Source organism: Nostoc sp. DedQUE05, assembly GCF_034530955.1.
GTDB lineage: Bacteria > Cyanobacteriota > Cyanobacteriia > Cyanobacteriales > Nostocaceae > Nostoc.
The window spans coordinates 1-23,833 of record NZ_JAVRCB010000036.1 but is presented as its reverse complement, the minus strand read 5'-3'; the positions used below and the strand labels follow the sequence as shown (position 1 = coordinate 23,833).

Here is a 23,833-nt window from a genome sequence, read left to right as displayed (position 1 = left end):
GCTACCGCTACGCTAACGTAACTCGTAATTAAACAACACATATACATAAAATACTTAATGTAAGTGGTTTGTAATTTATTGTTCTGTTTGTTAGTCAAGATATTTTTCCCAGATTTGGGATCGTAATTGTTATGAAATCTTTAATTTTAGTTAATATTGCATAACATTGTTCTGTAATTTACAAAAAAGCGCAATCATTAATGAAATAATTTTAATGTTAAGTGTTGGATATATTTTTATTTGCATGAAAAATTGTTAAATCTGCTTTTAAAAAATCAACAAACTGCCGTGCTGTACGTCCAGAACGACCATTATGACGAGTTGCCCATTGTAATGCCTGAAATTCTAAATCTTCTTGGGTAATATTAATTTCAGCTTGTGCCACTAGATGTTGTACAATTTTTAAATAAGTTTTCTGATTGGCTGGTTCAAAAGTTAAGGTTAAACCAAAGCGATCGCTAAACGAAAGCTTCTCCTGCATCGTATCCCAGGCATGGATTTCCTCGTTATCCTTTGGTGCAGGTCTATCCACAAAAAACTCCCGAATCAAGTGGCGGCGATTGGAAGTAGCATACACAACTACATTTTGCGGCCGTGCCGTCAAATTACCTTCTAAAACTACCTTGAGGGCTTTAAAGGCATCATCATCTTCTTCAAATGAAAGGTCATCGACAAAGATAATAAATTTTTGTGACACACCCCGTAAATGTTCCACGATTTTTGGTAGGTCTTTTAAATCGGATTTTGCCACTTCCAACAAGCGGAGGCTGCGATTGCTATATTCATTTAACAAAGATTTCACTAAAGAAGATTTGCCAGAACCGCGACTACCGTAAAGTAATACATGCAGTGCCATCTCTCCTGATAATAAAAACTCTGTATTTTTCAGCAAAGCATCTTTTTGAGATTCGTAACCGACAAGCGAACTCAGTTTAACCGGGTCAGAATATCTAATACCGATAAACTGCCCCGATTGCCAGCGTAAAGCGCGATATTCTGCAAATAAACCAGAGCCACATTGCCGATAATAAGCTGCTAACTCTTCTACAGCATCACCCCAATTATCTAACTCTTGTAGATATGTAATGAATTTTGTCTCTACTCCTAGCAATTCTTGCTCTTTATACCACACTACTGGTGAAATCGGCATGTGAGCTACGTTTTGTACCCACTCGCTCAAAGAAGCGCTGCTACACTCATAGAGGCTTTGCAATACTTGTAAATCATGCTGAACTGCTGTTATTAAAGCTGGGGGCAAATCTTCAAATTCTTGCACTCCCGCCAGCCTTGTAAAAGGATTCTCACAAAAGAGAATTTGAGTAATTAAATAGTCTTCCCAGTTTTGATTTCTAGCAGCCAAAGCGTAAAAGTAATTACCGTAAGCTTGGAGACAACCCCGTGCATCGGTGTCAGTGTAACGTATAGCTTGCAACAGTTCCAGAAATGCTATCCCGACTTCGCCTTGCAGAACAGATTGGTACAGTAAAAGTGAGGCAGCTTGACGCTGGAGATATTGAATCTTTGTATATGAAGAAGTATTTGCCATTGGCATCGCTTGATTATCCATAAATCAACTGTGTGGTATAGCTAGATAGCTATGGTAAATTGTCTGCTGACCCTGGCAGTAAAGTCAAAGTCTACATAGGTTTTAACAATGAATTTAAGTATAATTGCTGCTTTTGCCTACGGCATATTAGCGATTGTTGGTGGGGTTATTGGCTACATTCAAGCTACAAGTAAGGTTTCACTCTTAAGTGGTAGCATTAGCGGTTTATTACTAATACTTGCCGCTTACTTTCAACTCCAAGGACAAACTTGGGGTGCGATTTTAGCAGTGTTAGTTACTGCTGTTTTAGTAGTTTTCTTTGCATTTAGACTAATAAAAACACGCAAATTTATGCCTGCAGGATTAATGACAATTTTGGGTATGCTGGCATTGGCGGTGATGGTGAATCAATTTGTGGCTTTAAGGTAGCATTAGTCTCTCAGCAATAACCACCCTCTTGTTTTTTTTGGTATGGCATGAATTTCTCTGCTTTGAATTATATTAGTACGTTTATATTACTGTGACTTGTTACCTTTGCCTAATAACTTCTAGCATTCTCAATGAGTTATAGCGATTTCTGTCTAAATAAACGTGAATTCGACGGCTTATATAGTGTCCTTTAATTCGCTCAATCAAAAAGACCTCTCCCTGATTTTACTTGGCAAAATCGTCCCTCTCCGAGTCGGAGAGGGACAGCGTTGAACTAAAGTTCAAGGCAGGGAGAGGTTTATCGAACTCACGTTAAATAAGGTAAACGGGTAGAGGCGCACAGTACCTTTATCAAGGTGAGTCAAATTGTTGGCAAATATAGCTGAGTGCTGAATGAAAAGGGTGTAGGGGATAGGGTGTGGGGTGTGGGGAACCCCATACTTAAAAGCAGGGGTTTCAAAACGGACGCTGTATATTTTGCACATACGTGTCACTACATACATCTTTTGATTTTTTCCATATTTAAAAACAGGGGCTTGTACCCGTTGGGTGCGGGAGAACGTTCTTTATCTAATACCTGCAACCCCACACCCCACACCCTTCTCGGTCAAAACCGAGTTGTTTCAAAACAAGGAAAATTTATCATTTTAGGAGTTCGGCACCTCCTCGTTGTGGTGGCTGTGGGGTAGTTGATGTAGTCGGACTGGGTGCTGTATTGGAATTAGGAGATAGGGTATTTTGAGAAGCAGGATTAAATATATTGACTAAGACTTGTACTAAGGCATCTCGTTGGCTGCGGGTGAGACTTTTGATAGCTTTGCGATCGCCTTCTATCGGATTTTCCCGTAGTGAGTCATTCCCTGGATAGGTAGTATCATACATAATTTCGTTCACACCCAGGTAATCAGCTAAAGTCAACTTCCAATCTAAGCGATAAATGGGGGCCCGCCCTTTGGTATAAATGTGATATCTAATTAGGCGATTTGCTAAAGTGTTGTTTTCGGCAACTTTCCCATTTTCTTTACTGATATACTTATTTTCCCGTGGAAAATCTGGCAATTGTTGATACACCAGCTGCCAAACATCGCTAGGCGTGATTCTCTGGGCAGAAGCAGGTTGGATACTAAATATTCTATGTATTGATTTATCCGCTCCTGAACCTAAAACAATTACACTCACTAGTATTAAGGTAAGTAGTAGTAGTAGTGTTAGCGGTAGCTCGGCGTTTCGCTTGTGCTGAGTTGTGAGTTTTGAGAAAATTGATTTAAATAGAAATTTTTTCTTTTTCATAGAACAATATTTTGGGCGTTGCTGAGTGAAAAGATGAATTTGCCTGATTCAGAATTCAGCACTTACCACTCAGCACTCAATCTTATAGTTCGCCGATAATTTCTGGTTGAGTCAACTCATCGGACATTTCGATTATTGCCCTTAGCACCGGCTTCATCATCGCATCTTCGTTACTTTCAAAGTCTTCGTAACGCCGACGTTTAGCACGATTTGCTACCTGAACCGTAATGCGGTATCGATTTGAGGCTGCACTAATCAGATCCTCAGCACGGTGCATAATCTGAGATTGAGTTGTCTCGAACTTAGAACGCTTTAGCATAATCAGTGGTTCTTGGGGTCATTCTCCAGTGTAACAGTACTAAATCAGTCTACTGCTGTCTGTTAAATCGCCAGCAACCTCTCTATTGATAGAGGCTAAGATATTTTAGTCACTTTATAAGTAACTTGTAGTATTAAATAACGCACCTCATGGCTGACCTTGTGGAAACTGCGATCGCAGCAGGTAATTTCAATACTCTAATAAAAGCTGCTGAAGCTGGAAATTTCATAGAAACTTTGAAAAGCCCTGGTTCTTTCACGCTCTTTGCACCGACTGACGAAGCTTTTGCTAATCTGCCAGAGGGAACTTTAGACTCGTTACTACAAGATATCCCCAAGCTCCAGAAAATTGTGGCGTATCATATCGCTAGTGGGGATGTCAGGTCTGATGATTTGGTACAGATTAATGAGGCAGAGACGCTTGAAGGGTCAATTGTCGCCATTGAATCTGCCGACGGTAAATTTAAGGTAAATAACGCCAATGTCCTAAAAACAGATATTCTGGCAGACAATGGCGTGATCCATATTATTGATGCGGTGTTGGTGCCTGCAATGGTGGCGGGAAGGTAATGTAATTGGGCATGGGGCATGGCGCATCGGGCATTGGGGCAGAGGAAAAAAACTTACTGCAACTTCTCCCCAGTTCCCCAGTCCCCAATACCTAATCCCCAGTCCCCAAAATGCACCCACTGCGTGCGGGAACAGTCAATGACAACTGCCGATCTCCTTTACTATTCCACTCAACTTCAGCAGTGCCATATAAAGGCTTGTTGGGTTGAGTACGCAAAGTAGCGACATCTGCATTCGCTGTTGCCGAACTTGTGCCAGCGTTGATGGCAATTATTAATTCCTCTGTCCCCAAAGTTCGCGCAAAGATATAAAGTTGTCCTTGAGCATAGAGAACTTGGTAATCACCAGTACGCAAGGCTGGGTAAGTGTGGCGGAGGGCAATTAACTGGCGGTGAGTATTGAAAATTTCTTGATTCCAGTTACTCTCTAAAGGAAAACCACGGCGTGAGTCGGGATCTATTGCACCAGGTAAACCAACTTCATCACCATAGTAGATGCTGGGCGCGCCGGGAAAGGTGAGTAACAGCAAAGTTGACAATTCTATACTGCCTATATCGCCGCCTGCAATGGTCATCAATCGGGCTGTATCGTGACTTGCAAGCAAATTGAGTTGAGTTAGCTGAATTTCCCAAGGGTAAAGTTGCAGTACTTCTTGGATTTTGGTGGCGTACTCGGCAGCAAATAAGGGTGGGTAGGGTTGATAGTCGCGGCTTTGGACTTGTTCTAAGACTACGCGATCGCCTGCTGCAAAGGCAATTGTTGGCCCAGCAAATAGATAATTCATCACGCCGTCAAATTGCGTTCCATCCAACCACTCGCGTGAATCTCCCCAGACTTCGCCCACAATATAAGCTTCGGGATTGATGGCTTTGACGCGATCGCGAAATTCCTGCCAAAAACCAGGAGTTTTGATTTCAAATGGTACATCCAATCGCCAACCATCAATGCCGAATTTAATCCAATATTCGGCAATTTCCATAATGTATTCTCGTACTTCTGGATTATCGTGGTTAAATTCTGGCAAGGCGCGATTTCCCGCCCAGCCTACGTAGTTGGCAGGAAATTCGCCATTGTAAGCCGAAAGGGGCCAGCCTTCTATTTTGAACCAATTTACCCAAGGTGAATGGGGGCCATTTTCTAAAACGTCGTGGAAAAAGAAAAAGCCCCGGCTAGAATGGTTAAATACCCCATCCAGAACAACTTTGATATTTCGTTGATGGGCTGCATCGAGCAATTCCTTAAAAGCTTCGTTTCCCCCTAACATCGGGTCAACTTGATAATAATCGTGGGTATGATAGCGATGATTGCTGGCGGATTGAAAAATCGGTGTGAAATAAATCGCGTTAATCCCTAAATTCTGGATGTAGTCTAAATCCTCCATAATGCCCCATAAATCGCCGCCTTTATAGCCCTGGAGGGTTGGCATAGAGTCCCAATCTTCCCAACGGGCCTCTTGCAATAATCGTTTGCGCGGCTGTTTGCTTCTGGCAAAACGATCTGGGAAAATTTGGTAGAAAACAGCGTGCTTCACCCAGTCTGGTGTTTGAATTTGCATGAATAACTTTTTGTATGTTTAGAAGCGATCGTTGCAAATATTAGCTTCTTTATGACTCTTACTTATGATAGAGAATCTGTCATTTCTCAGTAGTCATTAGCGATTTAGCCTTTTTGATGCTGTTTTATACGCAAATGTTATCAGTCTTAATTGGATGAACATCGGGGTTTGATTAGGAGCAGCACCAGAACCCATTCAAAAAGGTGAATGCAGAGATTTATTAAATTTATCTTTTTTACTTATTCCTTAATTCTTCTTAATTTTATTTTATTTACCTTGTCCGTAATGATTTCGGGAGAAACTGGATTAGTTTAATAGCTTCATAAAATTTCCTAGTGACTCCAGTCTTGGGTAATTCTGAGATGCGGCTGCTCAAAAATGTATCACGAGCCACAGAAAATTACGATCGGGGAGACAGAATTCAAAAATATGAGTTATGAATTAGCAATTGTCTTAGGAAGAACTTACCATTTCCTAAGCTTATTTGATGTTATCTATAAAAAAATAGATAACTATAGTCGCATCAAATAATCAAGGCTAAAAAAATACATAGACTGCATTAATGTGAGAGCGACTTATCCTACTAAAATCACTACTTAGTTAACAGCAAATAAATTGAGTTTGAGGTAAAAATGAGACACGAAAAACTTTCCCCTGGGCTACTTTTGGCATATCAAGACTATCAAAATGAAGGAGATCGAGCTTTAGTTACACACAAGCGATCGCTTGGCATCATTGCCCACAAAAGCCCGGTTAAGCCTACTAAGAGCGTCGTTTTTATCTACTGCGACCCTGATGCAGACTTAAGTTATCTATCACAATATAATATTGAAGTCAATCAAAATTCCGGGAGTGTGCGGACAGCTTTCTTACCGATAGATAGTTTAGATGTCTTATCTGAAGAAGATGTGATTGTGCGGATTAAGCCATCACGCAAACTTCATTTGAGGATGGACACTGCAATGGGAACAGTCAAACTGCCGGAATTTAAGAATCAAACCGGATTGACTGGTAAAGGAGTAATCATCGGCATTATAGACAGTGGCATCGATCCGAAACACCCCGCCTTTGCTGGACGAATTTTACACATTTGGGATCAAACATTGCCAGGGCCAGGAGTCACAGAGGGCGGCTATGGGGCTGAATTTACGGGAGCACAACTGACAGTTTCTCAGGATACTGGCGGTCATGGTACTCACGTTGCGGGAATTGCCGCCGGTGCTGATGCTAGTTATGGCGGTGTCGCACCAGAAGCGGAATTAGTTGTCGTCAGGTCAGATTTACAGGATGCCCACATTGCAGATGGTGTGCGTTATATTTTCCGAGTTGCTAGGGAGTTGGGACGCCCAGCAGTGGTGAATCTCAGCTTGGGCGGACACGCTGATGCTCATGATGGTAGCGATTCTTTATCTAAAGTTATTGATGCCGAAACTGGGCCAGGAAGAATTGTTTGTTGTGCTGCGGGTAACGAAGGAAACGATAACATTCATGGACAAGCAATCATACCCAGTGGACGCACTCGTGGTATGCGCTTCAATGTTCCTTTGAATCAAGTAGGCATAGTTTGGTTAAACGCTTGGTATGCCAAAGACAGCGAATTGGAAGTATCTGTGCGGAGTCCTAACGGTTTTGTTACTCCCTTCCAAAAAATCATTACTGAAGGTAATGCCGCCCAAGATTACCAGTTACCAGATGCACGGGTGCAATTAGCGACACCAGCACCAGACCAAGCCAACGGCGACCATAATTTCTTTGTGCAAATACGCGGTATTGACCCCTCGCAAGTCATGGGAGGTATTTGGCAGCTGCGAGTCCGCAACACTTCTTCAACTGACACATGTTTAAATGTGTGGACACTAGATGATAGTTCATCAGTGTTTTTCACAGGTAAAAGTGTGAAAGATGCTTTAAAAATTGGTTCGCCGGGAGCCGCCAGCAGTGCAATTACAGTTGCCGCCTATACTACTAAAACCAAGTACACAGATATTGATGGCCAAGTGCGAGAAATGGGCTTAGAATTGGACACTATTTCGGAATTCAGTAGTGAAGGCCCTCTACGCAATGATGGACAGAAGCCCGATGTAGCAGCACCAGGAGCAATGATTGTTTCGACGCTTTCCGCCGATGCAAATTTTGACCGCTCATCGATGATTAATTCCAAGTTTGTGGTGCAGGCTGGTACGAGTATGGCGACACCGTTTGTAAGTGGGTTAGTAGCACTGCTGTTGCAGCGAGATCCTAGACTCGATCCGGTTGCTGTGAAAGACTTACTACGTAAAAATAGTGCCATTCCCGGCAAACCCGCAGGCACATTTGATGATAAATGGGGTTATGGAGTAATTAACGCTTTGAATCTGTAATTAGACTGAGACTGATGGATATTATTTCTGTACAAGGGTAGGTAACAACAACCGATAAATTTGATAAGTTAGGGTAGACAATTATTGCCTACCCTGTTTACCAAGGAGTTGCTGGTGAATTATCAGAAACTAGATGCCGCTCTTGCGACAGTGCTAAATGATGTTAAAGATTCAGAAGAAACTAGTTTGGCAGTTTTTATCCATACTGAACCAATTTTAAACTCTGCTGCAACTGCTATTTTAGAAAGCTTTGGTGTCAATGGTGTTAGCAGTGGCAAAGATATTTTCACAGCAACACTTTCACCAAATGCCATTTCCCAGTTATCAGAGCAACCTTGGGTGAAGTATTTGAAGCGATCGCAGCAATTAGGTTTGGTTAATAGGAGAATAAATACACCGAAGTTGGGCGTTTAATCGGCATTGCTTACCCTTATGATGTGTAGATAATTTTTTGCTATTACTGTGAATCAGGTTTTGGTTTTTCTGGAAACTTACACTTCACTTGAATTTCCAAATTACTTTCAGCAGAGCCTTCGGTAATATAAGGAATGCCAGCCTTCCCACCCAGCTTAATGCCAAATTTAAGACTTACCTCCTCAATATCCGCAGTATTAAAGTCTTTAAAAGCACTCAGAGCATAGATAGTATAAGAGCGAATCATTTGCCGAGCTTGTTGCATCCGAGCGATCGCATCTGTTCGTACATCTTTGTATTCTATGCCATCATCGTCCTCCTCAATTTCCGAAGTTATTTCGGTGGCTGTGACGTTAATCTCAATCTGCTCAATCTCTCCATCTGCTTGGAAAAATATTTGCTGTACTTCTGACATAAGCTACCTCGATTAAAGTTTTGTAACGTATCTGAATAAATTTCAGTTTGCTTGCGGAAAAATAACAGATGGTGTTGTTGTTAGCAACACAGCCATCATTGTGTCTGTCAAGATTATCCCGCATTTACCAACCCAAGGTGTGTTAAATGGCACGATACGCGCTTGTTATTGGCATCGCCGAGTATGTCAGCCCATCATTATCGCGTTTGTCGAAGACTACAAATGATGCTGAGGCTATAGCACAACTCCTAGAGCAGTATGGTGATTTCCAGTCTGTGCAAAGACTACCTCAGCGCTGGAATAAAGAGAAAAATGGCTATGAAATGGCAGCGTCAAAAGTTACTGGCGCTCAACTTGGGCAAGATTTGAGAACTTTTTTACTAGAGCAAGCTGATAATAATGAAGCGCTGATTTATTTTAGCGGACACGGTTTTACTATTTCTGACAATTTAGGGCAACAAAAGGGATATTTGGCAAGTTCCGATTGTCAGATTGAATTTAAGGATAACGAAAATGTTGAACAAAAATATGGTATTCCTCTGGATAGCCTCAACGATTTAATTCAAGAGTCGCAATTGAGTAGTTTGGTAATGCTACTCGATTGCTGTCATAGCGGCTATTTCTTAGAAAGACAATTAATAGAAAGAACTCTTAACGCTTTCAGTTCGCAAAAAGATTATTACTTAATTACAGCTTGTCGTGGCTTTGAACGCGCCGGACTAATTAAGAGTGAAGAATATAGTATTTTTACAAGCGCAGTTGTTAAAGGATTGGCGGCTGAAAATGTAGGTAGCAGTAGGCGAATTAGTGGCGATCGCTTGTTTGATTTTGTCAGCAACGAATTGAAAGGTTCCGTACAGGAGCCGATTCGGATGGGTTGGGGACGTTCGATTACTCTGGTTACTCATCCTCAATTAGATATTCCTACAGAAGAAAAAATTGCTTTCAATCAGGAAAATCCTTATCGAGGACTTTATGCTTTTGAATCAGAGCAAGCGCAATATTTTTGTGGACGAAATGAAGCCGTTCGGACATTAATATCGCGGTTAACAGAGAGTCGATTTTTGGCTTTAATTGGCTATTCGGGTAGTGGAAAATCTTCTTTAGTAAAAGCAGGTTTGCTACCGCAACTGAAAGGCGATCGCCTCCCTGGAAGCAGTCAATGGGCGATCGCATCTTTTACACCAGGAGAGCATCCTTTAGGTAAACTCGTTGATATTTTGAATCGACAACAGCAGCAAAATCAACCCCAATTATTGTTTATCGATCAATTTGAAGAAATATTTACCCTTTGCCAAGACGATGAGGAACGCCAAGCTTTTATTCGCTTAATAGTACAGGAAGTCAAGACGGCTGAGAGACAAACACGCATAATTTTGACTATTCGCGGTGATTTTTTAAATAAATGTGCTGACTATGTAGAAATTATTACTCTCATTAATAGTTTCCCTCCGACATCATTCATCGTGCCAATAATGTCTTTTACTGAGTTAGAAGAAGCAATTGAAAAACCAGCAAACTTACATGGTGTGAATTTTGAGCATGGTTTAGTTTCACAAATTTTTGCTGATGTAGTCAACCGTCCAGGTGCATTACCCATACTACAATATGCGCTTAAAGAATTGTGGCGAGTTTGTATTGAAGAACCGGAATCGCCAAAACCGCTTTTAACTCATGAAGGCTATGAGGAAATTGGTGGAGTTAAAGGAGCTTTAGACAAACGAGCGACAATTTTGTATCAAAGTTTAACAACTGTAGATCAAGCCTTTGCGCGTTGCTTATTTATGGAATTGATGCAGTTAGGTGAAGCTGGAGAAGTGACGCGGCGGCGTGCTAGCTGGGATAGATTAGATGCAATTTCAGATTCTCCACAACAACTGCAACGGGTTGTAGGATTACTGGCAGGTTCTCAACAACGTTTAATTATCACTGATGAAAATACTATTGAAGTTGCTCATGAAGCGCTTTTATCTGAGTGGAAATTATTAAATACTTGGATTGGTGAAAACCTAGAAAATATTCGTCTCAGTCGTTCTTTGGAGGAAGATTGCCAGGAATGGGTACAAAGATTTAATAAATCGGATGATGCACTGTTAACAGGTGCAAACTTGGCTGTAATTTCTGAGTGGGTGAATAAGACTCAGCCCAGACTTACGCCATTAGAAGCAGAATTTTTGCATAAGAGTTTGGAGAGACGCGATAGAGAAGTTCAAGCTCAATTAGAACAAGAACGCCAATTGCGAGAAGCGGCTGAAGCCAGAGCCAAGGCAGAAGAAGAAAAAGTTGAACAGCAAAAAGCCAAAGTTAAAGCTGAAAGGCAACGAACTCAAGCGGTTGCAGTTTTAGCAGTTATATCAATTGCATTAGCGGGGTTGTGGGTTAAATCCGAAAAAAATAAAACAGAAGTAGTCAAAATAGGAGAAGCAAATACATGGATTAAAGTGTCTCAAACCTTACTTGATGCCGATAAGCAACTTGAAGCATTAATGGCAAGTATGCAAGCATTACAGGAATTAAAAAAAATAGATGGAAAACACACTGAAAAACTCAACCAACTGCAATCGATAATTTATAAAGTACGAGAGCATAATCGTCTAGAGGGTCATCAAGGTTCAGTTTATGGTGTAAGTTTAAGTCCTGATAGTAAAATAATTGCATCTGGTGGTGCTGACGGAATTATTAAAATTTGGGATAGTAACGGCAAATTTTTATATGATCTTACACATCAAAAAGAAGCCTTTTGGCGTTTACAATTTAGTCATAATGGGAAATTACTAGCTTCTGCAAGTACTGATGGAACTGTTAAGCTTTGGAGTCTTCAAGCGAATAAAAACAAACTTATAAACACTCTTTCTGGTCATCAAGGACTTGTTTCTGATATTAGTTTTAGTCATGATGACAAACTAATCGCCTCTGCTGGGAAAGACGGAATTATAAAAATTTGGAATACTGAAGTTCAACAAAAGCAGCCCAAGGTAGAAAATGAACTAAATATGAGAGATTTTTTTCTAAAACAAGGAAATAATAATGCCAGCGAAAAATATGAGATTTATAGTCTAGACTTTAATCGTTATGATACTTCAAAAATCGTTTACGGAGGTAATGATGGTTATATCCGGGTTTGGAATATTAATAAAAGTAATAGATTAGAAATTGTTGGCAAGCAGGGCGAGATAGTAAATGTAGTAAGGTTCAGTTCGCAAGCAAATGTACTTGCTTCTGCTAGTTCTAGTTATAAAGGTACAATAAATATCTGGAATACTAAAATTACAGGGAACAAACCATTGGTATCTTTCAATAGTAATAATAAAGCTTCTGATAATACAATCGATGGGTTAGATTTTTCCCATGATGGGCATAAACTTGCTTCTGGCGGCAATGATGAAACTATTAAAGTATGGAATGTAGATAGAGCTATACAAAGTCCAAGCCCTAGAGAAGGATTTTTGCTAGAAACTCTAAAAGGACATACTAATGGGGTTAATCAATTAGCATTTAGCCATGATGGTAAGACAATAGTATCTTCCAGTGATGATGGAACTGTCAGACTTTGGCTCTGGCACTTGGATAAAAGAGATAATGTTGCTCCTGATGCAGAAGAATTGTTAGACTATAGCTGCAATTTTTTAAAAGAATACTTACAGACTAATAAGAATATACCAGATTGGTTATTCATCCAATCTGGTATGTGTTCAATTAGCAAAAACTGAAAAGATTCTTATTACTAATTATTAATTTTTTTCTTCGTTTTTTAAGTTGTTCCTCTGATCTGTAGGTAACGGAGAACGAGACTTTTCAGACTTAGGAGGAGGCTCTATAATTGGAGTTTTAGATTCAGGTTGAGTTTTAGATTTAGGTTTATCTGAAGACTTTTTACTATCTCCTAGTAGAACACCATCCTTAGCTATCAAGCCGAACTGGCCCTCATCAATCCACTCATTCTTCAGTAATGACCACCAGTCAGTAGCTAACCCTTGTAACACATACTCATAGGGTAGCCAACCATAACCATCTTTACCCCAATCTTCACCCCAGCAATTTCTAATTAGGAAAGCTCCTTGAGTTTGAAAATTTTCGTTATAATCGTTAATTGACTTATAGTTGGGATGGTCAATTAACTTATTGTCGTCATAACCAACAGCAACAACTGCATGACCACCCAGCATCTTTTCGCCTATAGTAGGATAAGGAATTTTTCCTGTTTTTACAGTTTTCTTATTAAAAAGAGAACTATAGGTTGTAAACCCAAACATGGCAGGGAAGCCAGCAGCTAAAAAATCTTTAATTTTAAGTAACGCTTGTTCTTTTGAAAGGTGAGGTAAGTCAAGCCTAAAATACTGAAGTGCTTGATAATTCTGGGCATAGGCATAGCAAAAAGCAGGTGGTTCTTCATCAAAATTCTCAATTTCATAAGGCCAATATTCCTCTGGAGGTATGCCAAAAAGTGCCATTGCTTTCATTGTGAAGCGCGTGGATACTCCAGTGTCTCCGGTTAATTGCATCAATTTGCGTGCAACTTTATAGAGAAAAAGGCTGGAGGCATCTATATATTCGCCCATTACTTTCCTTTCAAAATATTCCACCAATGCAACACCAGCTATTGCTGTGCATGACTTGAGGTTTCCTTGCTCCTGAATTGGAGAACACCATTTTCGCAAATCGACATGAGAAGGTAAACGTATATTTATTGGATATTGCAAACTTACCGAACTTTGGTCTGTTGGTTCTTTCAAAGGTAAGAGCAGGCTACTTTGCTTTTTATCTTCTCTCCCGTTCTCTTGAACTTCTATTTGTAACCTGCGATCAAGTAAAATTGCTTTTTTAAGTCTGATTCTTTCTTTATTCTTAGAGTCTTCGATGATCTTCTCTGGGGAATAGTCTCTAAAATCTGGACGATCTGGCAACCAACCCATTCTAAAGTTCGGCATATATCTGTACCCTGTTTTAAATATCTTAAGAAGTGAGCTTAATAACTAGCTTTTAGCTGACTGTAAGTTAATACACTTTAAAAATATTGTTTTACGGATTATATACATAACTTTTTTAGATTTATTTTTATAACGAGGTTTGTCATATACTACTTACCTCTTTCCCCTGCAAGCTGCTTCTCATAGAGATAAAATTCTATGGGCGGTGTAGTCGAAACTTACTATACTTTTTACTTGAATTAATACAAACGTTCTATTTTTCTCCTTATCAGCCTCACTATCCATCATTAGTAGCATTCTGTAAAATTCATCCCAAAGAATCAGACGATCCCCCTTACCTGTGGTGGCAGACAGTCCTAAACTGAGAGTGAGAGTTGAAAGGCAGTCAGGAGAAATTTTGTGAAGAAAGTATTATCAATCATTCTTGGTGGTGGCGCGGGTACTCGGCTTTACCCGCTAACCAAACTCCGCGCTAAACCAGCAGTACCAGTGGCGGGTAAGTATCGCTTAATCGATATCCCTGTTAGTAACTGCATAAATTCCGAAATATTCAAAATCTACGTCCTGACACAATTCAACTCAGCTTCCCTGAATCGTCACATCGCCCGTACCTATAACTTTACTGGCTTCAATGAAGGGTTTGTAGAAGTTCTAGCTGCACAACAAACACCAGAAAACCCCAACTGGTTCCAAGGTACAGCCGATGCTGTACGTCAGTACCTGTGGTTAATGGAAGAATGGGATGTAGAAGAATATCTAATTCTCTCAGGCGATCACCTCTACCGGATGGATTATCGCCAGTTTATCCAGCGCCATAAGGAAACGGGGGCTGATATTACTCTCTCAGTCATCCCCATTGATGAGCGCCGCGCCTCAGATTTTGGCTTGATGAAAATTGACGATTCTGGTAGGGTAATCGATTTTAGCGAAAAACCCAAAGGTGAAGCGTTACGCCAAATGCAAGTTGATACAAGTGTACTGGGATTATCAAAAGAACAAGCCCAGCAACAGCCCTACATCGCTTCAATGGGGATTTATGTCTTTAAAAAAGAGGTTTTGTTCAAGTTGTTGAGAGAAGGTACAGAAAGGACTGATTTCGGCAAAGAAATTATTCCTGATGCCTCTAAAGATTACAACGTTCAAGCTTACCTTTTTGATGACTACTGGGAAGATATTGGAACAATCGAGGCATTTTATCATGCCAATTTAGCCCTAACTCAGCAGCCTCAGCCACCCTTTAGTTTCTACGATGAACACGCACCAATTTATACCCGCGCTCGTTACTTGCCTCCAAGTAAACTTTTAGAATGCCAAATCACAGAATCAATTATTGGCGAAGGTTGCATTTTGAAAAATTGCCGCATTCAACATTCAGTGTTGGGAGTGCGATCGCGAATTGAATCTGGTTGTGTGATCGAAGAGTCCCTACTCATGGGTGCAGATTTTTATCAAGCTTTTGTAGAACGCCAATGTAACGTAGAAAAAGGTGACATTCCTGTAGGTATTGGTACTGACTCAATTATTCGCGGTGCGATCATTGATAAAAATGCCAGTATCGGTCACGATGTCAAAATCATCAATAAAGATAACGTGCAAGAAGCCGACCGAGAAAGTCAAGGTTTCTACATCCGTAGTGGCATCGTTGTCGTACTGAAAAATGCTGTAATTCCTGATGGAACTATCATTTGATAGTTAAGAGTTAGGAGTTAGGAGTTATGAGTTAATGATTAAAAATTTTGATAGTTAGGAGTTATGAGTTAATGACTAAAAATTCTGATTACTCCTCACTCATCACTTTTAATTCCTCACTTCTAACTTCTCACTCCTCACTTTTTTTACTGATTGGTCTTCCAGGTAGCGGGAAGTCAACTTTAGCAAAACAATTACTGACAGAATCCCCTGAAATGGCGCTAATTTCTACCGATGCCATTCGGGGGAAATTGTTCGGTTCCCAAGCTGTTCAAGGGCCGTGGCTACTGATTTGGCGCGAAATTGAACGGCAATTTCAGCAAGCTATTTCCACAACTAATACAGCTATTTTTGATGCCACCAATGCCCAGCGCCGCAATCGTCGTGAAGTCATTGCTTTAGCACGTAACTTGGGCTTTACCGACATTGGGGGAATTTGGGTGGATACACCAGTTTGGTTGTGTTTGGCACGGAATAAAAAGCGATCGCGCCAAGTTCCAGAAGAAATTATTTTGCGGATGCACCGTCAACTCCGGGATGCTCCCCCAAGTCGAGGAGAAGGATTAGACAGCCTGAGCCGCTTATCAGAAAAATCGGAGTACGGGAATTGCGATTCCTTGGTGAGCGAGAACCACACTTGATTTTCTATATTTTTTGTTAATTTAAAATCATATTCTTTTGTTTGGCACTATACCAGGCAAATTAAATATCTCATTTTCAAAAATAAACATAACGGGAATTTCTAATTAGGAGGCTGGTAGATGGCTGCAACCGACTTCAAGGACTATTACGCTATTTTGGGAGTCAGCAAGACTGCCAGTTCAGAAGAAATTAAACAAGCCTTTCGTAAACTAGCCCGCAAATATCACCCTGATGTCAACCCAAACAACAAACAGGCAGAAGCACGCTTCAAAGAAGTTAGCGAAGCCTACGAAGTTGTGTCAGATCCAGATAAACGCAAAAAGTACGACCAATTCGGTCAATATTGGAAACAAGCTGGTGAAGGTTTCCCATCTGGCGGCGCTGCTCCCGATATGGGTAACTTTGACTTCAGTCAATACGGCAATTTTGATGAGTTCATTAATGAGTTGCTAGGACGCTTTGGTGGCCCTCCGCCTCGTGGTGGGGCGCGCCAAAGTCAGGCACGAAGTCACTCTTACCGCACTTCTCCAGGTAGCTCAACTCATTTTAGCAGCAGCTTTAACGATTTTGGGTTTCAAGATGGAGGTGCGGGTACTGGGCAGGATAGCGAAGCTGCGATCGCTCTAACTTTTGCTGAAGCATTTAATGGTGTGAAAAAGCGCTTCAGTTTAGGTAATGAAACAATAGATGTCAATATCCCATCTGGAGCTAAAACTGGTACTCGCCTACGGGTGCGGGGCAAAGGTCAGATTAACCCCATGACTCAACAACGGGGAGATTTATACTTAAAAGTCGAACTTCAGCCGCACACCTTCTTCCAAATGGAAGGCGATAACTTGGTATGCGAAGTGCCAATCACACCAGATGAAGCGACTCTGGGAGCGTCTATTGATGTACCCACTCCTGATGGTTCAGTTAATGTCAAACTACCAGCAGGAGTCCGTTCTGGTCAATCTCTACGTTTACGTGGCAAAGGTTGGCCCCTCTCCAAAGGTGGACGCGGCGATCAGTTGGTGAAAGTGGCGATCGTTCCACCAAAAGACCTCAGCCAACAAGAGCGGGAATATTATGAAAAAATCCGGGCTATACGTACTTATAATCCCCGTAGTCATTTGAACCAATTCAGGCTTTAACAAGCAAAAAGAGAATCCCCATAATCGAAAATCTCGTCATTACTCACATTTTGGTGACAGTTAAAGTATTATGCTAAACCATATCTTGTCTAAAACTTAAGTTCTGTGGCTCAGAGCTACTGTTCACTCAAGTGGACTTGAATCATGTTCGGATAAGTGTTTAACCGAACTTAAGGTGAATTGTTGTTTAGTCCAGTTAAGAGAACTTGAACTATTAGCCTTGGAATTGTATTTCGAGGCACAATAGCAACTAAGCTAAAGATAAAAAGATGTGGGTAACGACAAATAATAAGAATTAAGGGATTTTTTTGCGATCGCCAAAACAAGTAAAATGCAGAAACGCGAAATTAAGGCATCTCTATTCTATATATATTGGCTAGCAATGTAATTTTTTGTTACTTTGCGATCGACAGTAGACATCTTGTAAAAGTAACTTTTGCTTTCCGGTTGGGGTGCATGTTAAAGGTTAAAGGGTAAGGGGAAATTCCATACTTTTACCCTCGCCCCTTATCCCCAGAGTGGACTCAACCTTCCTATTTTCCCCACTTCTGCAATTTTTTTTATATAAAAAAATAAAATTTTTATATTGTTAGGACTTACGCAAGTGTCACAAAACAATCGGATTTGTAGTTTGTAGTAAGCGGTACCCCTTATTTTGAGGACTAAAGTCCTCTCTGCCAGACGCTACGCGAACACTACGAACTGTTATAAATCTGATGATTAAATTGCGAAAAATAAATCTAAATAATGTTGTTATCTTTTAATTCTTAACTTTTTTGATACCGCATACCTGGGAGTTGCGAAATAAAACCCATAAGTTCTAACTGTAACAAAGCACTGGAAACTGAGCCAGCAGCCATACCGGTTTGTTGGACAATAAAATCGAAGGGTAAAGCATCACTTGCGATCGCATTCATTACTGTTTGCAATTCGGGCGATAAAGTTGGCATTAACTGTTGTGGTGCTGTAGAAGCTTCAATTGCATCAATTTGTGGTATTGCTCCTAGCATTGTTAACAGTTCGTCTAGTTCTTTAAGAATGAAAGTTGCTCCCTGACTCAGTAACTTTAAGCATCCTTGGGATGGATAATCGTCAAGTCTTCCAGGTAATGCATAGACATCTCTACCAAATTCATTTGCGTAAGTAGCAGTAATTAAGGCACCAGATTTTAAAGGCGCTTCCATTACCAGAATAGCCCGGCTTAAGCCTGCAATAATTCGGTTGCGACGGGGAAAGTGAGTGCGATCGGGTGGGGTTTTTGTGGGGTACTCACTTACGACTAACCCAGCCGTCAAAATTTGTTTGTATAAATCCCGATTTTTATGCGGATAGATGACATCTACACCAGTTCCCAAAACTGCGATCGTTCGTCCACCTGCTTTCATGGCGGCGATGTGGCTTTCAGTGTCAATTCCCTCTGCCATACCAGAAACGACTGTAAAGCCATTTTTAGCCAAAGCTGTACTAATTTGGCGAGTCCAACGGATACCATATTCTGAGGGTTGGCGGGTTCCAACAATCCCAACCATTGGTTTTTGTCCGAGATTTTCTTGGAGTTCGACTTCACCGCGATAGTACAAAATTGGCGGTGGACTCGGAGTTTCTAGCAGTAAACGGGGATAATCTGCATCTGCTGGCGTCCAGAAATGAGAGTTTTCCTGCTGGTGCTTGGTAAATAGTTGTTCTGGGTGCAAACGCGATCGCTGTTGTACTACTTTTTCTAGTGTCTGAAAACCAAAACCCTCTACTTCTCCTAACTGTACCTTAGTAGCGTTCCAAGCTGTTGCCAGCGTGCCAAAATGCTGTTGCAGCCGTCGCAGTAATACTGGCCCAATTCCGGAAATTTGTGCCCAAGCTAGCCAATATGCGCCTTCTTCTACCACTGTTCTATCCTCACGCCACTGGATTGAGTATTCCCAAATTAGGGTTTGCTGTTGATGGAGTAGGGGCGATACTGTTCGGTTAAGGCAAGAGACGCGATAAATCGCCGTCTCTACAAAGACCTCTTTCCCAATTCCCCTTGACTTTTGACTCTTGACTCTTGACTATTAACTATTGACTATCTATCTTCTTATCTTCTGTGATGAAATATTTCTATCGTCTTTTAATCAGCCTATCTGGGTGCTTAATATTTTTACTGGTGCATAGTGGCCTTGGTTTATTACCTAGTTTGGCAGCCGAAAAAGTTACCGTCAGGTACGGATTGTTTGAGCAATCGATTCCGGTGGCAGATATACGCAACTATGACAAGACACAAAAGGTTTCTGCCGATCTGAAGTCTTTTCTAGATTACCTTAGCGCTAAAGAGAAACAGAAATTTCAAGAAGCCCTTCAGGTGAAAATGTCGCTTGATATTGTGGCTTTAGATAAGTTGATAAACACAGGAATGGGCAAGCAAATTTTATCTTTTGCATCCCAAGCGATCGCTCGTCGCGATCGAGCTAGTATACAAGCACTACGATCGGCTATTATCATCGGAGCAAGATCGCCAGAAGGTCTAGGGATAGCCAGCTTTCTACAAGCTTATCCCAGCGATCGATTAGTTGTTGATGTGTCAAAAATTCAGAAGCTAGTCGGTATGGCAAATTCCTCTGCTAGTTCTGCTGATGCGCCGCCGAAAGATGACGTAAGTTCTTCACCTTTAGGGAAAGTTGCCCTACAATATCAAACACTCGCCGCCCAAGATAAACAGTTCTCAGGTTGCTTATTTGGCGATTCTATTTCGGCTGGACTTGGCAATACCCTTGGGAGTGGTACTTTTAATTTTGGGTTAAATGGTCTGAGTACAATCTCATTACTAGAACAACTGAAAAGTTTAATTCCTACCAAGGTGAAATGCGAAAAAGCCATTATTGCCGTAGGTGGAAATGATGCTTTGTATCAAATTAGTGATGAGTTATTTAGCAAAAATCTCCAAGAAGCGATCGCACTTATCCGCACAATGGGAACTAAAGAGATTTTTCTAATTCCGGCTTTTTATTCGACAGTGGCAGCAAGCTCAGATCCAACAGTAGCAGCCCCACTTAAGAGAGTTGAACAAATTAATGTTCTGATTAATCAAGTGGCTGAAACAGAAAAAGTACCAGTTGCCGCAGCCGGACTAGCACCATTATATGAAAATAATGTTCTTAAAGAAAATTTAACCAGTGATGGCGACCATCTGAATGCAGAGGGTTTGAAAATTTATCGGCAAGCATTATTACAAATCCTGGGTAAGTAGGTCAACCTAATTAATGTGAGTTCGATGAACCTCTCCCGGACAACCTCCCTCTCCTACGGGGAAAGGGAGGAGCAACGAAAAATTACGGTTTTTGCTCCCCTCTGGGTGTCCAAGAGGGGTTGGGGGAGAGGTGCAAAAAAGGGCTTGTCGAACTCACGTTAATTAAACATAAAACGCTCACTAGATAGCTCCCCGATTTATTAAATAAGTTGGGGAATTACGAATTACGTTAGCGTAGCGGTAGCGAGTCTACGAGCGTCATTACGAATTACGAATTATAACTATTAGGCCTTCCAATTCAAAAACCGTGCATAAAGATAAGCTATACCTTCATCAATAACCATCCGCACGCCTTCGCTAGAGTTCCACCATTTGTTTGGATTATAATCTTGTGTTGTCGCAGCAATAACACCAACATTAATTTGAGGGGTAAGTATTTTTTTAAAAAGAAACCAACTCCTACGGGCATGAACGTCCAAGGAAAAAAGATTAATCGATTCTATCTTTAAATTTGAATTGGATAGCCAACGCTCAAATTCCGCAGCAGATGCATAACTACGATCTTTAACCACAAAAGGTGTCGGAACGGCTACTACTTTTTCTGCTTCTAAACCGAGTTTTATGAAGGTGTCAGCTGACACGTCTGCAAAGTTCTTGTATCCGGTAAGATAACTTCCTTTTCCTAATGTACCTCCGGTAGTAATTATTTGATGATAAGAACCGTTTTGAAATTCAGTCAAAGCTTCTTCTATAGCGTAATCTGGTAGCCATCCTTCAACAACTAATACTTCTGCTGATTGGATCGGGGAAGTTACGGCCAGAAATGAGTGTACATGACTAAAAATGAAAAATATTAAATAAACAATCAAAGCGATCGCAATCGCCCACCCTTGAGCCGTAAGTGTCCACATTTCTTGGCGTTTGATTAGTTTGATTTTGGGAAATTTTTGACACCGACGATTTTTTATCCGCATTAAACCTTAGCTAAACGTTGTTCTTTCAAGTAGGTAAACACAGACTTATCTCCAATATCAGCAGGAATTGCTTGGACTGTCTTTCGCAGGGCAAACACTAAAAATAATATTGCCCAAGTTCCTAATAAAATGCTTTCTCCCTGAGTTGGTAAAATTCCTACCAAATGTCCTAACAACAGTAGCGGTACAATTGGGGTTAATACTTTGGTTTCCAGGCGATTGAAGCAAAAAGCCTCTTTAAAATAAATACCTGTTAAAGCTACAAAGATAAAACCAACTCCAAATAAGGTAATTGGCTGATTGTAAATCGCAAGAGCTAAAGGTTCACTACTAGCGATCGCCAGAATCACTGATGCGATACTACCAATCGCCCAAAAAACTTGCAATGCTCGGTGCAGTGATGCCATGTAGATATGGATGGTAAATAAACTTACACCAAGTGCGATGCTAAAACAAGCATATAAAGGTGTCAGTAAACTTACAACTGTTGGGTTATTGTTGAGTAAAATCAAGGCGCTGCCTATGGCAAAGCTCAGTGCTGCTACCATTAATCCAGCGCGATAGATAATTACGCCAGTGCGATCGCTTTGAGTAATTGTAAATTCCCCAAACTGACCTTGATAAACTTCTGGTGCAGAGAGTGTTTGTGTAGTCATAGCTAAGAATATAATTATGATTCTCTAGTAGAGTACAACAGGAAATTGCTCAAGGGTTACTTTTATTATTATGAGCAATAAGGCAACTTCATGTCACCATTCCTAAACTTACATCTTTTAGCAGTTGCTTTCTGGAAATTTTTGTCAAATTGGCACTGCCTACGGTGAATGAAAATGCTTGTTTTTAAGTGGTGTGTAGTTGCCCATCCTCCTTTTTATATCTAGAATTTTCCCCTTTTTTTGACTTGACCACAAATTACCAACAGGCACTTTGCAGCCTGGTGATTTTTCACTGTCTTAACTTTAGCAAGATTCACTGGTCTGATTGTCTTAAAAAAACAACACTTCTAACGGATCTTGTAAATCAATCTCTAATTGTGAGTGAGCATCTCCGCAATTAATGGCAATTTCTACCCAACCGTGACTGCCAACTAAAGCTATTATCTCTCCCACTTTCACCTCACTGTAAGTTTCACACCCTGGTACACTCAATCCAGCAACTTGCACATACCAACTTTTGCCTTGCACGTAACTGGCTGGAATGTTACTCACTAAGTTGCCAAAGTGGTCAATATATTGAATGCAACCCACTACACCAGTGGTTGTCTGCTTGCAGTCGCCTATATCCAGGTTTACCAAACTTCCTAAATCGATTTCTTGCCCTAGCTGTTTGAGGGGCACACCACTTGCAAGATTAGCTGCCACTGGTGCAAAGATATCCCTACCATGAAAAGTCTTGCTTGGTTGAGGAGTGCGCCAATAATTAAGATTTGTAAGTTCGACGGCTGCGATCGCGGGGCTTTGACTGAGTACCCCGCTAAAGATACTATTATCTGGGCCGACCAAAAACCCTTGAGCAAATTCTACTGCGATCGCCCGTCGCTTGGTTCCTACACCTGGATCTACGACTGCCAGATGCACTGTCCCAAGTGGGAAATGGGCATAAGCATTCATCAGGCTAAACCTGGCTGCTTTGATGTCTTGCGGCGGAATTTGGTGGGTTAAATCTACCACCCTCAGTCTGGGGTTGATTTGGGCTATGACTCCCTTGATTATGCCTACATAAACATCGCGATCGCCGAAATCGCTCAGTAAAGTCACGAGTGGTTGTCGATCTATCTGGTTATTAGACATATTTTAGCCAAATTATATAAAAAATATATTTTCTGTAGCAACAGCTACAAAATATGTGTTATGTTAGGAATACAAGACATAAATTGAAAAACTAAAGCAGGTAATCACTATGAGTCAAAATAGACTACAAAGTTTGAGCAAATCACGAGAAACTCACAGAGCGAATATTCAAAAAAGCCTAGAGCATCGCTTGGAAATAGCTAGAGCAAAAGGCGACGAACAGTTAATCCGTCAACTGGAAGCTGAAATGAGGTATTCCAGCTAAATCAAGTTTTCATTGTTCATAGTTTTGTTGTGCAACCCGCTACGGCGGGTTTTTTGTTTTTATATCATGTCCGCCTAATTAGTTATAATTCCCACATCTGTGCAAAAACCAGGAAACCCTCTTTCTCCCTGCCCCCAGCAAGAACTGCTCCCCTGCCGTCTTAATGATAAGTCTTTAACCGGACACGATATTAGAGGGTTTCCTGGCAACAGCTATAAAAGCTTATCATTACCAAATATAAGTATCGATACTGGCTAGACCCCCATCATTGAAGACGTTGACTAAATCATCTTTC

Annotated in this window: 20 protein-coding genes; 10 read left to right on the top strand and 10 right to left on the bottom strand. The window is 40.9% G+C overall.

All coding sequences use genetic code 11. The features are described from left to right. Positions 1-217: 217 nt before the first annotated feature. Positions 218-1,567 (bottom strand): ATP-binding protein, encoded by a 1,350-nt coding sequence (locus RMZ42_RS24100; protein ID WP_322673786.1) that lies wholly within the window; start codon positions 1,565-1,567, stop codon positions 218-220. Positions 1,568-1,654: 87 nt separating this feature from the next. Here RMZ42_RS24100 and RMZ42_RS24095 point away from each other — a divergent pair, with 87 nt between their 5' ends. After that, on the top strand, positions 1,655-1,975 hold the full coding sequence (locus RMZ42_RS24095) for a TMEM14 family protein (RefSeq protein ID WP_322673785.1): 321 nt from the start codon (positions 1,655-1,657) through the stop codon (positions 1,973-1,975). Positions 1,976-2,617: 642 nt separating this feature from the next. Here RMZ42_RS24095 and RMZ42_RS24090 read toward each other — a convergent pair. Further along, entirely contained in the window at positions 2,618-3,265 is a 648-nt protein-coding gene (locus RMZ42_RS24090) for a hypothetical protein (protein ID WP_322673784.1), read from the bottom strand. 82 nt (positions 3,266-3,347) lie between these two features. Next, the gene (locus RMZ42_RS24085) at positions 3,348-3,584 is read right to left on the bottom strand and encodes a DNA-directed RNA polymerase subunit omega (protein ID WP_094351515.1); all 237 of its coding nucleotides are present in this window, start codon (positions 3,582-3,584) and stop codon (positions 3,348-3,350) included. 149 nt (positions 3,585-3,733) lie between these two features. Here RMZ42_RS24085 and RMZ42_RS24080 point away from each other — a divergent pair, with 149 nt between their 5' ends. Then, positions 3,734-4,153, top strand: a complete 420-nt coding sequence (locus RMZ42_RS24080; protein WP_322673783.1) for a fasciclin domain-containing protein — start codon at positions 3,734-3,736, stop codon at positions 4,151-4,153. Positions 4,154-4,244: 91 nt separating this feature from the next. Here RMZ42_RS24080 and RMZ42_RS24075 read toward each other — a convergent pair whose 3' ends face one another. After that, positions 4,245-5,708 (bottom strand): glycoside hydrolase family 13 protein, encoded by a 1,464-nt coding sequence (locus RMZ42_RS24075; RefSeq protein WP_322673782.1) that lies wholly within the window; start codon positions 5,706-5,708, stop codon positions 4,245-4,247. A gap of 632 nt (positions 5,709-6,340) precedes the next feature. Between RMZ42_RS24075 and RMZ42_RS24070 the strand changes: the two genes are divergently transcribed. Next, positions 6,341-8,068 carry a S8 family peptidase gene (locus RMZ42_RS24070; RefSeq protein WP_322673781.1) on the top strand — a complete coding sequence of 576 codons (1,728 nt, stop codon included), beginning with the start codon at positions 6,341-6,343 and terminating at the stop codon, positions 8,066-8,068. 114 nt (positions 8,069-8,182) lie between these two features. Beyond that, positions 8,183-8,482 (top strand): hypothetical protein, encoded by a 300-nt coding sequence (locus RMZ42_RS24065; RefSeq protein ID WP_322673780.1) that lies wholly within the window; start codon positions 8,183-8,185, stop codon positions 8,480-8,482. A gap of 43 nt (positions 8,483-8,525) precedes the next feature. Here RMZ42_RS24065 and RMZ42_RS24060 read toward each other — a convergent pair whose 3' ends face one another. Continuing rightward, positions 8,526-8,897, bottom strand: coding sequence for a CU044_2847 family protein (locus RMZ42_RS24060; RefSeq protein ID WP_322673779.1), 372 nt, complete (start codon positions 8,895-8,897; stop codon positions 8,526-8,528). 146 nt (positions 8,898-9,043) lie between these two features. Here RMZ42_RS24060 and RMZ42_RS24055 point away from each other — a divergent pair, with 146 nt between their 5' ends. After that, positions 9,044-12,607, top strand: a complete 3,564-nt coding sequence (locus RMZ42_RS24055) for a caspase family protein (RefSeq protein WP_322673778.1) — start codon at positions 9,044-9,046, stop codon at positions 12,605-12,607. A 21-nt stretch (positions 12,608-12,628) separates the two neighbouring features. On the opposite strand, the gene RMZ42_RS24050 is transcribed toward RMZ42_RS24055, so the two are convergent. Then, positions 12,629-13,801: a C1 family peptidase gene (locus tag RMZ42_RS24050; protein ID WP_322673777.1), complete on the bottom strand. Its 1,173-nt coding sequence runs from the start codon at positions 13,799-13,801 to the stop codon at positions 12,629-12,631. A 423-nt stretch (positions 13,802-14,224) separates the two neighbouring features. Between RMZ42_RS24050 and RMZ42_RS24045 the strand changes: the two genes are divergently transcribed. The 3 genes from RMZ42_RS24045 to RMZ42_RS24035 all read left to right on the top strand — a co-directional run bounded on the left by RMZ42_RS24045 (position 14,225) and on the right by RMZ42_RS24035 (position 17,289). Then, complete coding sequence (locus RMZ42_RS24045; protein WP_322673776.1) at positions 14,225-15,514, top strand: glucose-1-phosphate adenylyltransferase; 1,290 nt, start codon at positions 14,225-14,227, stop codon at positions 15,512-15,514. A gap of 71 nt (positions 15,515-15,585) precedes the next feature. Continuing rightward, entirely contained in the window at positions 15,586-16,155 is a 570-nt protein-coding gene (locus tag RMZ42_RS24040) for an AAA family ATPase (RefSeq protein ID WP_322673775.1), read from the top strand. Positions 16,156-16,275: 120 nt separating this feature from the next. After that, a complete protein-coding gene (locus RMZ42_RS24035; protein ID WP_322673774.1) occupies positions 16,276-17,289 on the top strand; it encodes a DnaJ C-terminal domain-containing protein in 1,014 nt (337 codons plus the stop codon). A 767-nt stretch (positions 17,290-18,056) separates the two neighbouring features. On the opposite strand, the gene dprA is transcribed toward RMZ42_RS24035, so the two are convergent. Further along, complete coding sequence (gene dprA / locus RMZ42_RS24030) at positions 18,057-19,172, bottom strand: DNA-processing protein DprA (RefSeq protein ID WP_322673773.1); 1,116 nt, start codon at positions 19,170-19,172, stop codon at positions 18,057-18,059. A gap of 257 nt (positions 19,173-19,429) precedes the next feature. On the opposite strand from dprA, the gene RMZ42_RS24025 reads away from it, so the two are divergent. Continuing rightward, positions 19,430-20,509 (top strand): alpha/beta hydrolase, encoded by a 1,080-nt coding sequence (locus RMZ42_RS24025; protein WP_322673772.1) that lies wholly within the window; start codon positions 19,430-19,432, stop codon positions 20,507-20,509. A 284-nt stretch (positions 20,510-20,793) separates the two neighbouring features. Here the strand turns inward: RMZ42_RS24025 and RMZ42_RS24020 are convergent, their stop codons facing one another. From RMZ42_RS24020 to RMZ42_RS24010, 3 genes are all read right to left on the bottom strand, one after another. Further along, on the bottom strand, positions 20,794-21,483 hold the full coding sequence (locus RMZ42_RS24020; RefSeq protein WP_322673771.1) for an ElyC/SanA/YdcF family protein: 690 nt from the start codon (positions 21,481-21,483) through the stop codon (positions 20,794-20,796). Continuing rightward, positions 21,483-22,139, bottom strand: coding sequence for a DUF2301 domain-containing membrane protein (locus tag RMZ42_RS24015; RefSeq protein ID WP_322673770.1), 657 nt, complete (start codon positions 22,137-22,139; stop codon positions 21,483-21,485). The genes RMZ42_RS24020 and RMZ42_RS24015 overlap by 1 nt, the downstream gene beginning before the upstream one ends. Before the next feature lie 330 nt (positions 22,140-22,469). Next, complete coding sequence (locus tag RMZ42_RS24010; RefSeq protein ID WP_322673769.1) at positions 22,470-23,273, bottom strand: SAM-dependent chlorinase/fluorinase; 804 nt, start codon at positions 23,271-23,273, stop codon at positions 22,470-22,472. Between the two features lie 109 nt (positions 23,274-23,382). Here RMZ42_RS24010 and RMZ42_RS24005 point away from each other — a divergent pair, with 109 nt between their 5' ends. Continuing rightward, positions 23,383-23,538 carry a hypothetical protein gene (locus RMZ42_RS24005; protein ID WP_322667452.1) on the top strand — a complete coding sequence of 52 codons (156 nt, stop codon included), beginning with the start codon at positions 23,383-23,385 and terminating at the stop codon, positions 23,536-23,538. Positions 23,539-23,833 lie beyond the last annotated feature (295 nt).

Excerpts from the sequence above, each read along its gene's own strand:
- RMZ42_RS24100 (WP_322673786.1), bottom strand. The coding sequence starts at position 1,567 with ATGGATAATCAAGCGATGCCAATGGCAAATACTTCTTCATATACAAAG.
- RMZ42_RS24095 (WP_322673785.1), top strand. The coding sequence starts at position 1,655 with ATGAATTTAAGTATAATTGCTGCTTTTGCCTACGGCATATTAGCGATT.
- RMZ42_RS24090 (WP_322673784.1), bottom strand. The coding sequence starts at position 3,265 with ATGAAAAAGAAAAAATTTCTATTTAAATCAATTTTCTCAAAACTCACA.
- RMZ42_RS24085 (WP_094351515.1), bottom strand. The coding sequence starts at position 3,584 with ATGCTAAAGCGTTCTAAGTTCGAGACAACTCAATCTCAGATTATGCAC.
- RMZ42_RS24080 (WP_322673783.1), top strand. The coding sequence starts at position 3,734 with ATGGCTGACCTTGTGGAAACTGCGATCGCAGCAGGTAATTTCAATACT.
- RMZ42_RS24075 (WP_322673782.1), bottom strand. The coding sequence starts at position 5,708 with ATGCAAATTCAAACACCAGACTGGGTGAAGCACGCTGTTTTCTACCAA.
- RMZ42_RS24070 (WP_322673781.1), top strand. The coding sequence starts at position 6,341 with ATGAGACACGAAAAACTTTCCCCTGGGCTACTTTTGGCATATCAAGAC.
- RMZ42_RS24060 (WP_322673779.1), bottom strand. The coding sequence starts at position 8,897 with ATGTCAGAAGTACAGCAAATATTTTTCCAAGCAGATGGAGAGATTGAG.
- RMZ42_RS24055 (WP_322673778.1), top strand. The coding sequence starts at position 9,044 with ATGGCACGATACGCGCTTGTTATTGGCATCGCCGAGTATGTCAGCCCA.
- RMZ42_RS24040 (WP_322673775.1), top strand. The coding sequence starts at position 15,586 with ATGACTAAAAATTCTGATTACTCCTCACTCATCACTTTTAATTCCTCA.
- RMZ42_RS24035 (WP_322673774.1), top strand. The coding sequence starts at position 16,276 with ATGGCTGCAACCGACTTCAAGGACTATTACGCTATTTTGGGAGTCAGC.
- RMZ42_RS24020 (WP_322673771.1), bottom strand. The coding sequence starts at position 21,483 with ATGCGGATAAAAAATCGTCGGTGTCAAAAATTTCCCAAAATCAAACTA.
- RMZ42_RS24015 (WP_322673770.1), bottom strand. The coding sequence starts at position 22,139 with ATGACTACACAAACACTCTCTGCACCAGAAGTTTATCAAGGTCAGTTT.
- RMZ42_RS24010 (WP_322673769.1), bottom strand. The coding sequence starts at position 23,273 with ATGTCTAATAACCAGATAGATCGACAACCACTCGTGACTTTACTGAGC.
- RMZ42_RS24005 (WP_322667452.1), top strand. The coding sequence starts at position 23,383 with ATGAGTCAAAATAGACTACAAAGTTTGAGCAAATCACGAGAAACTCAC.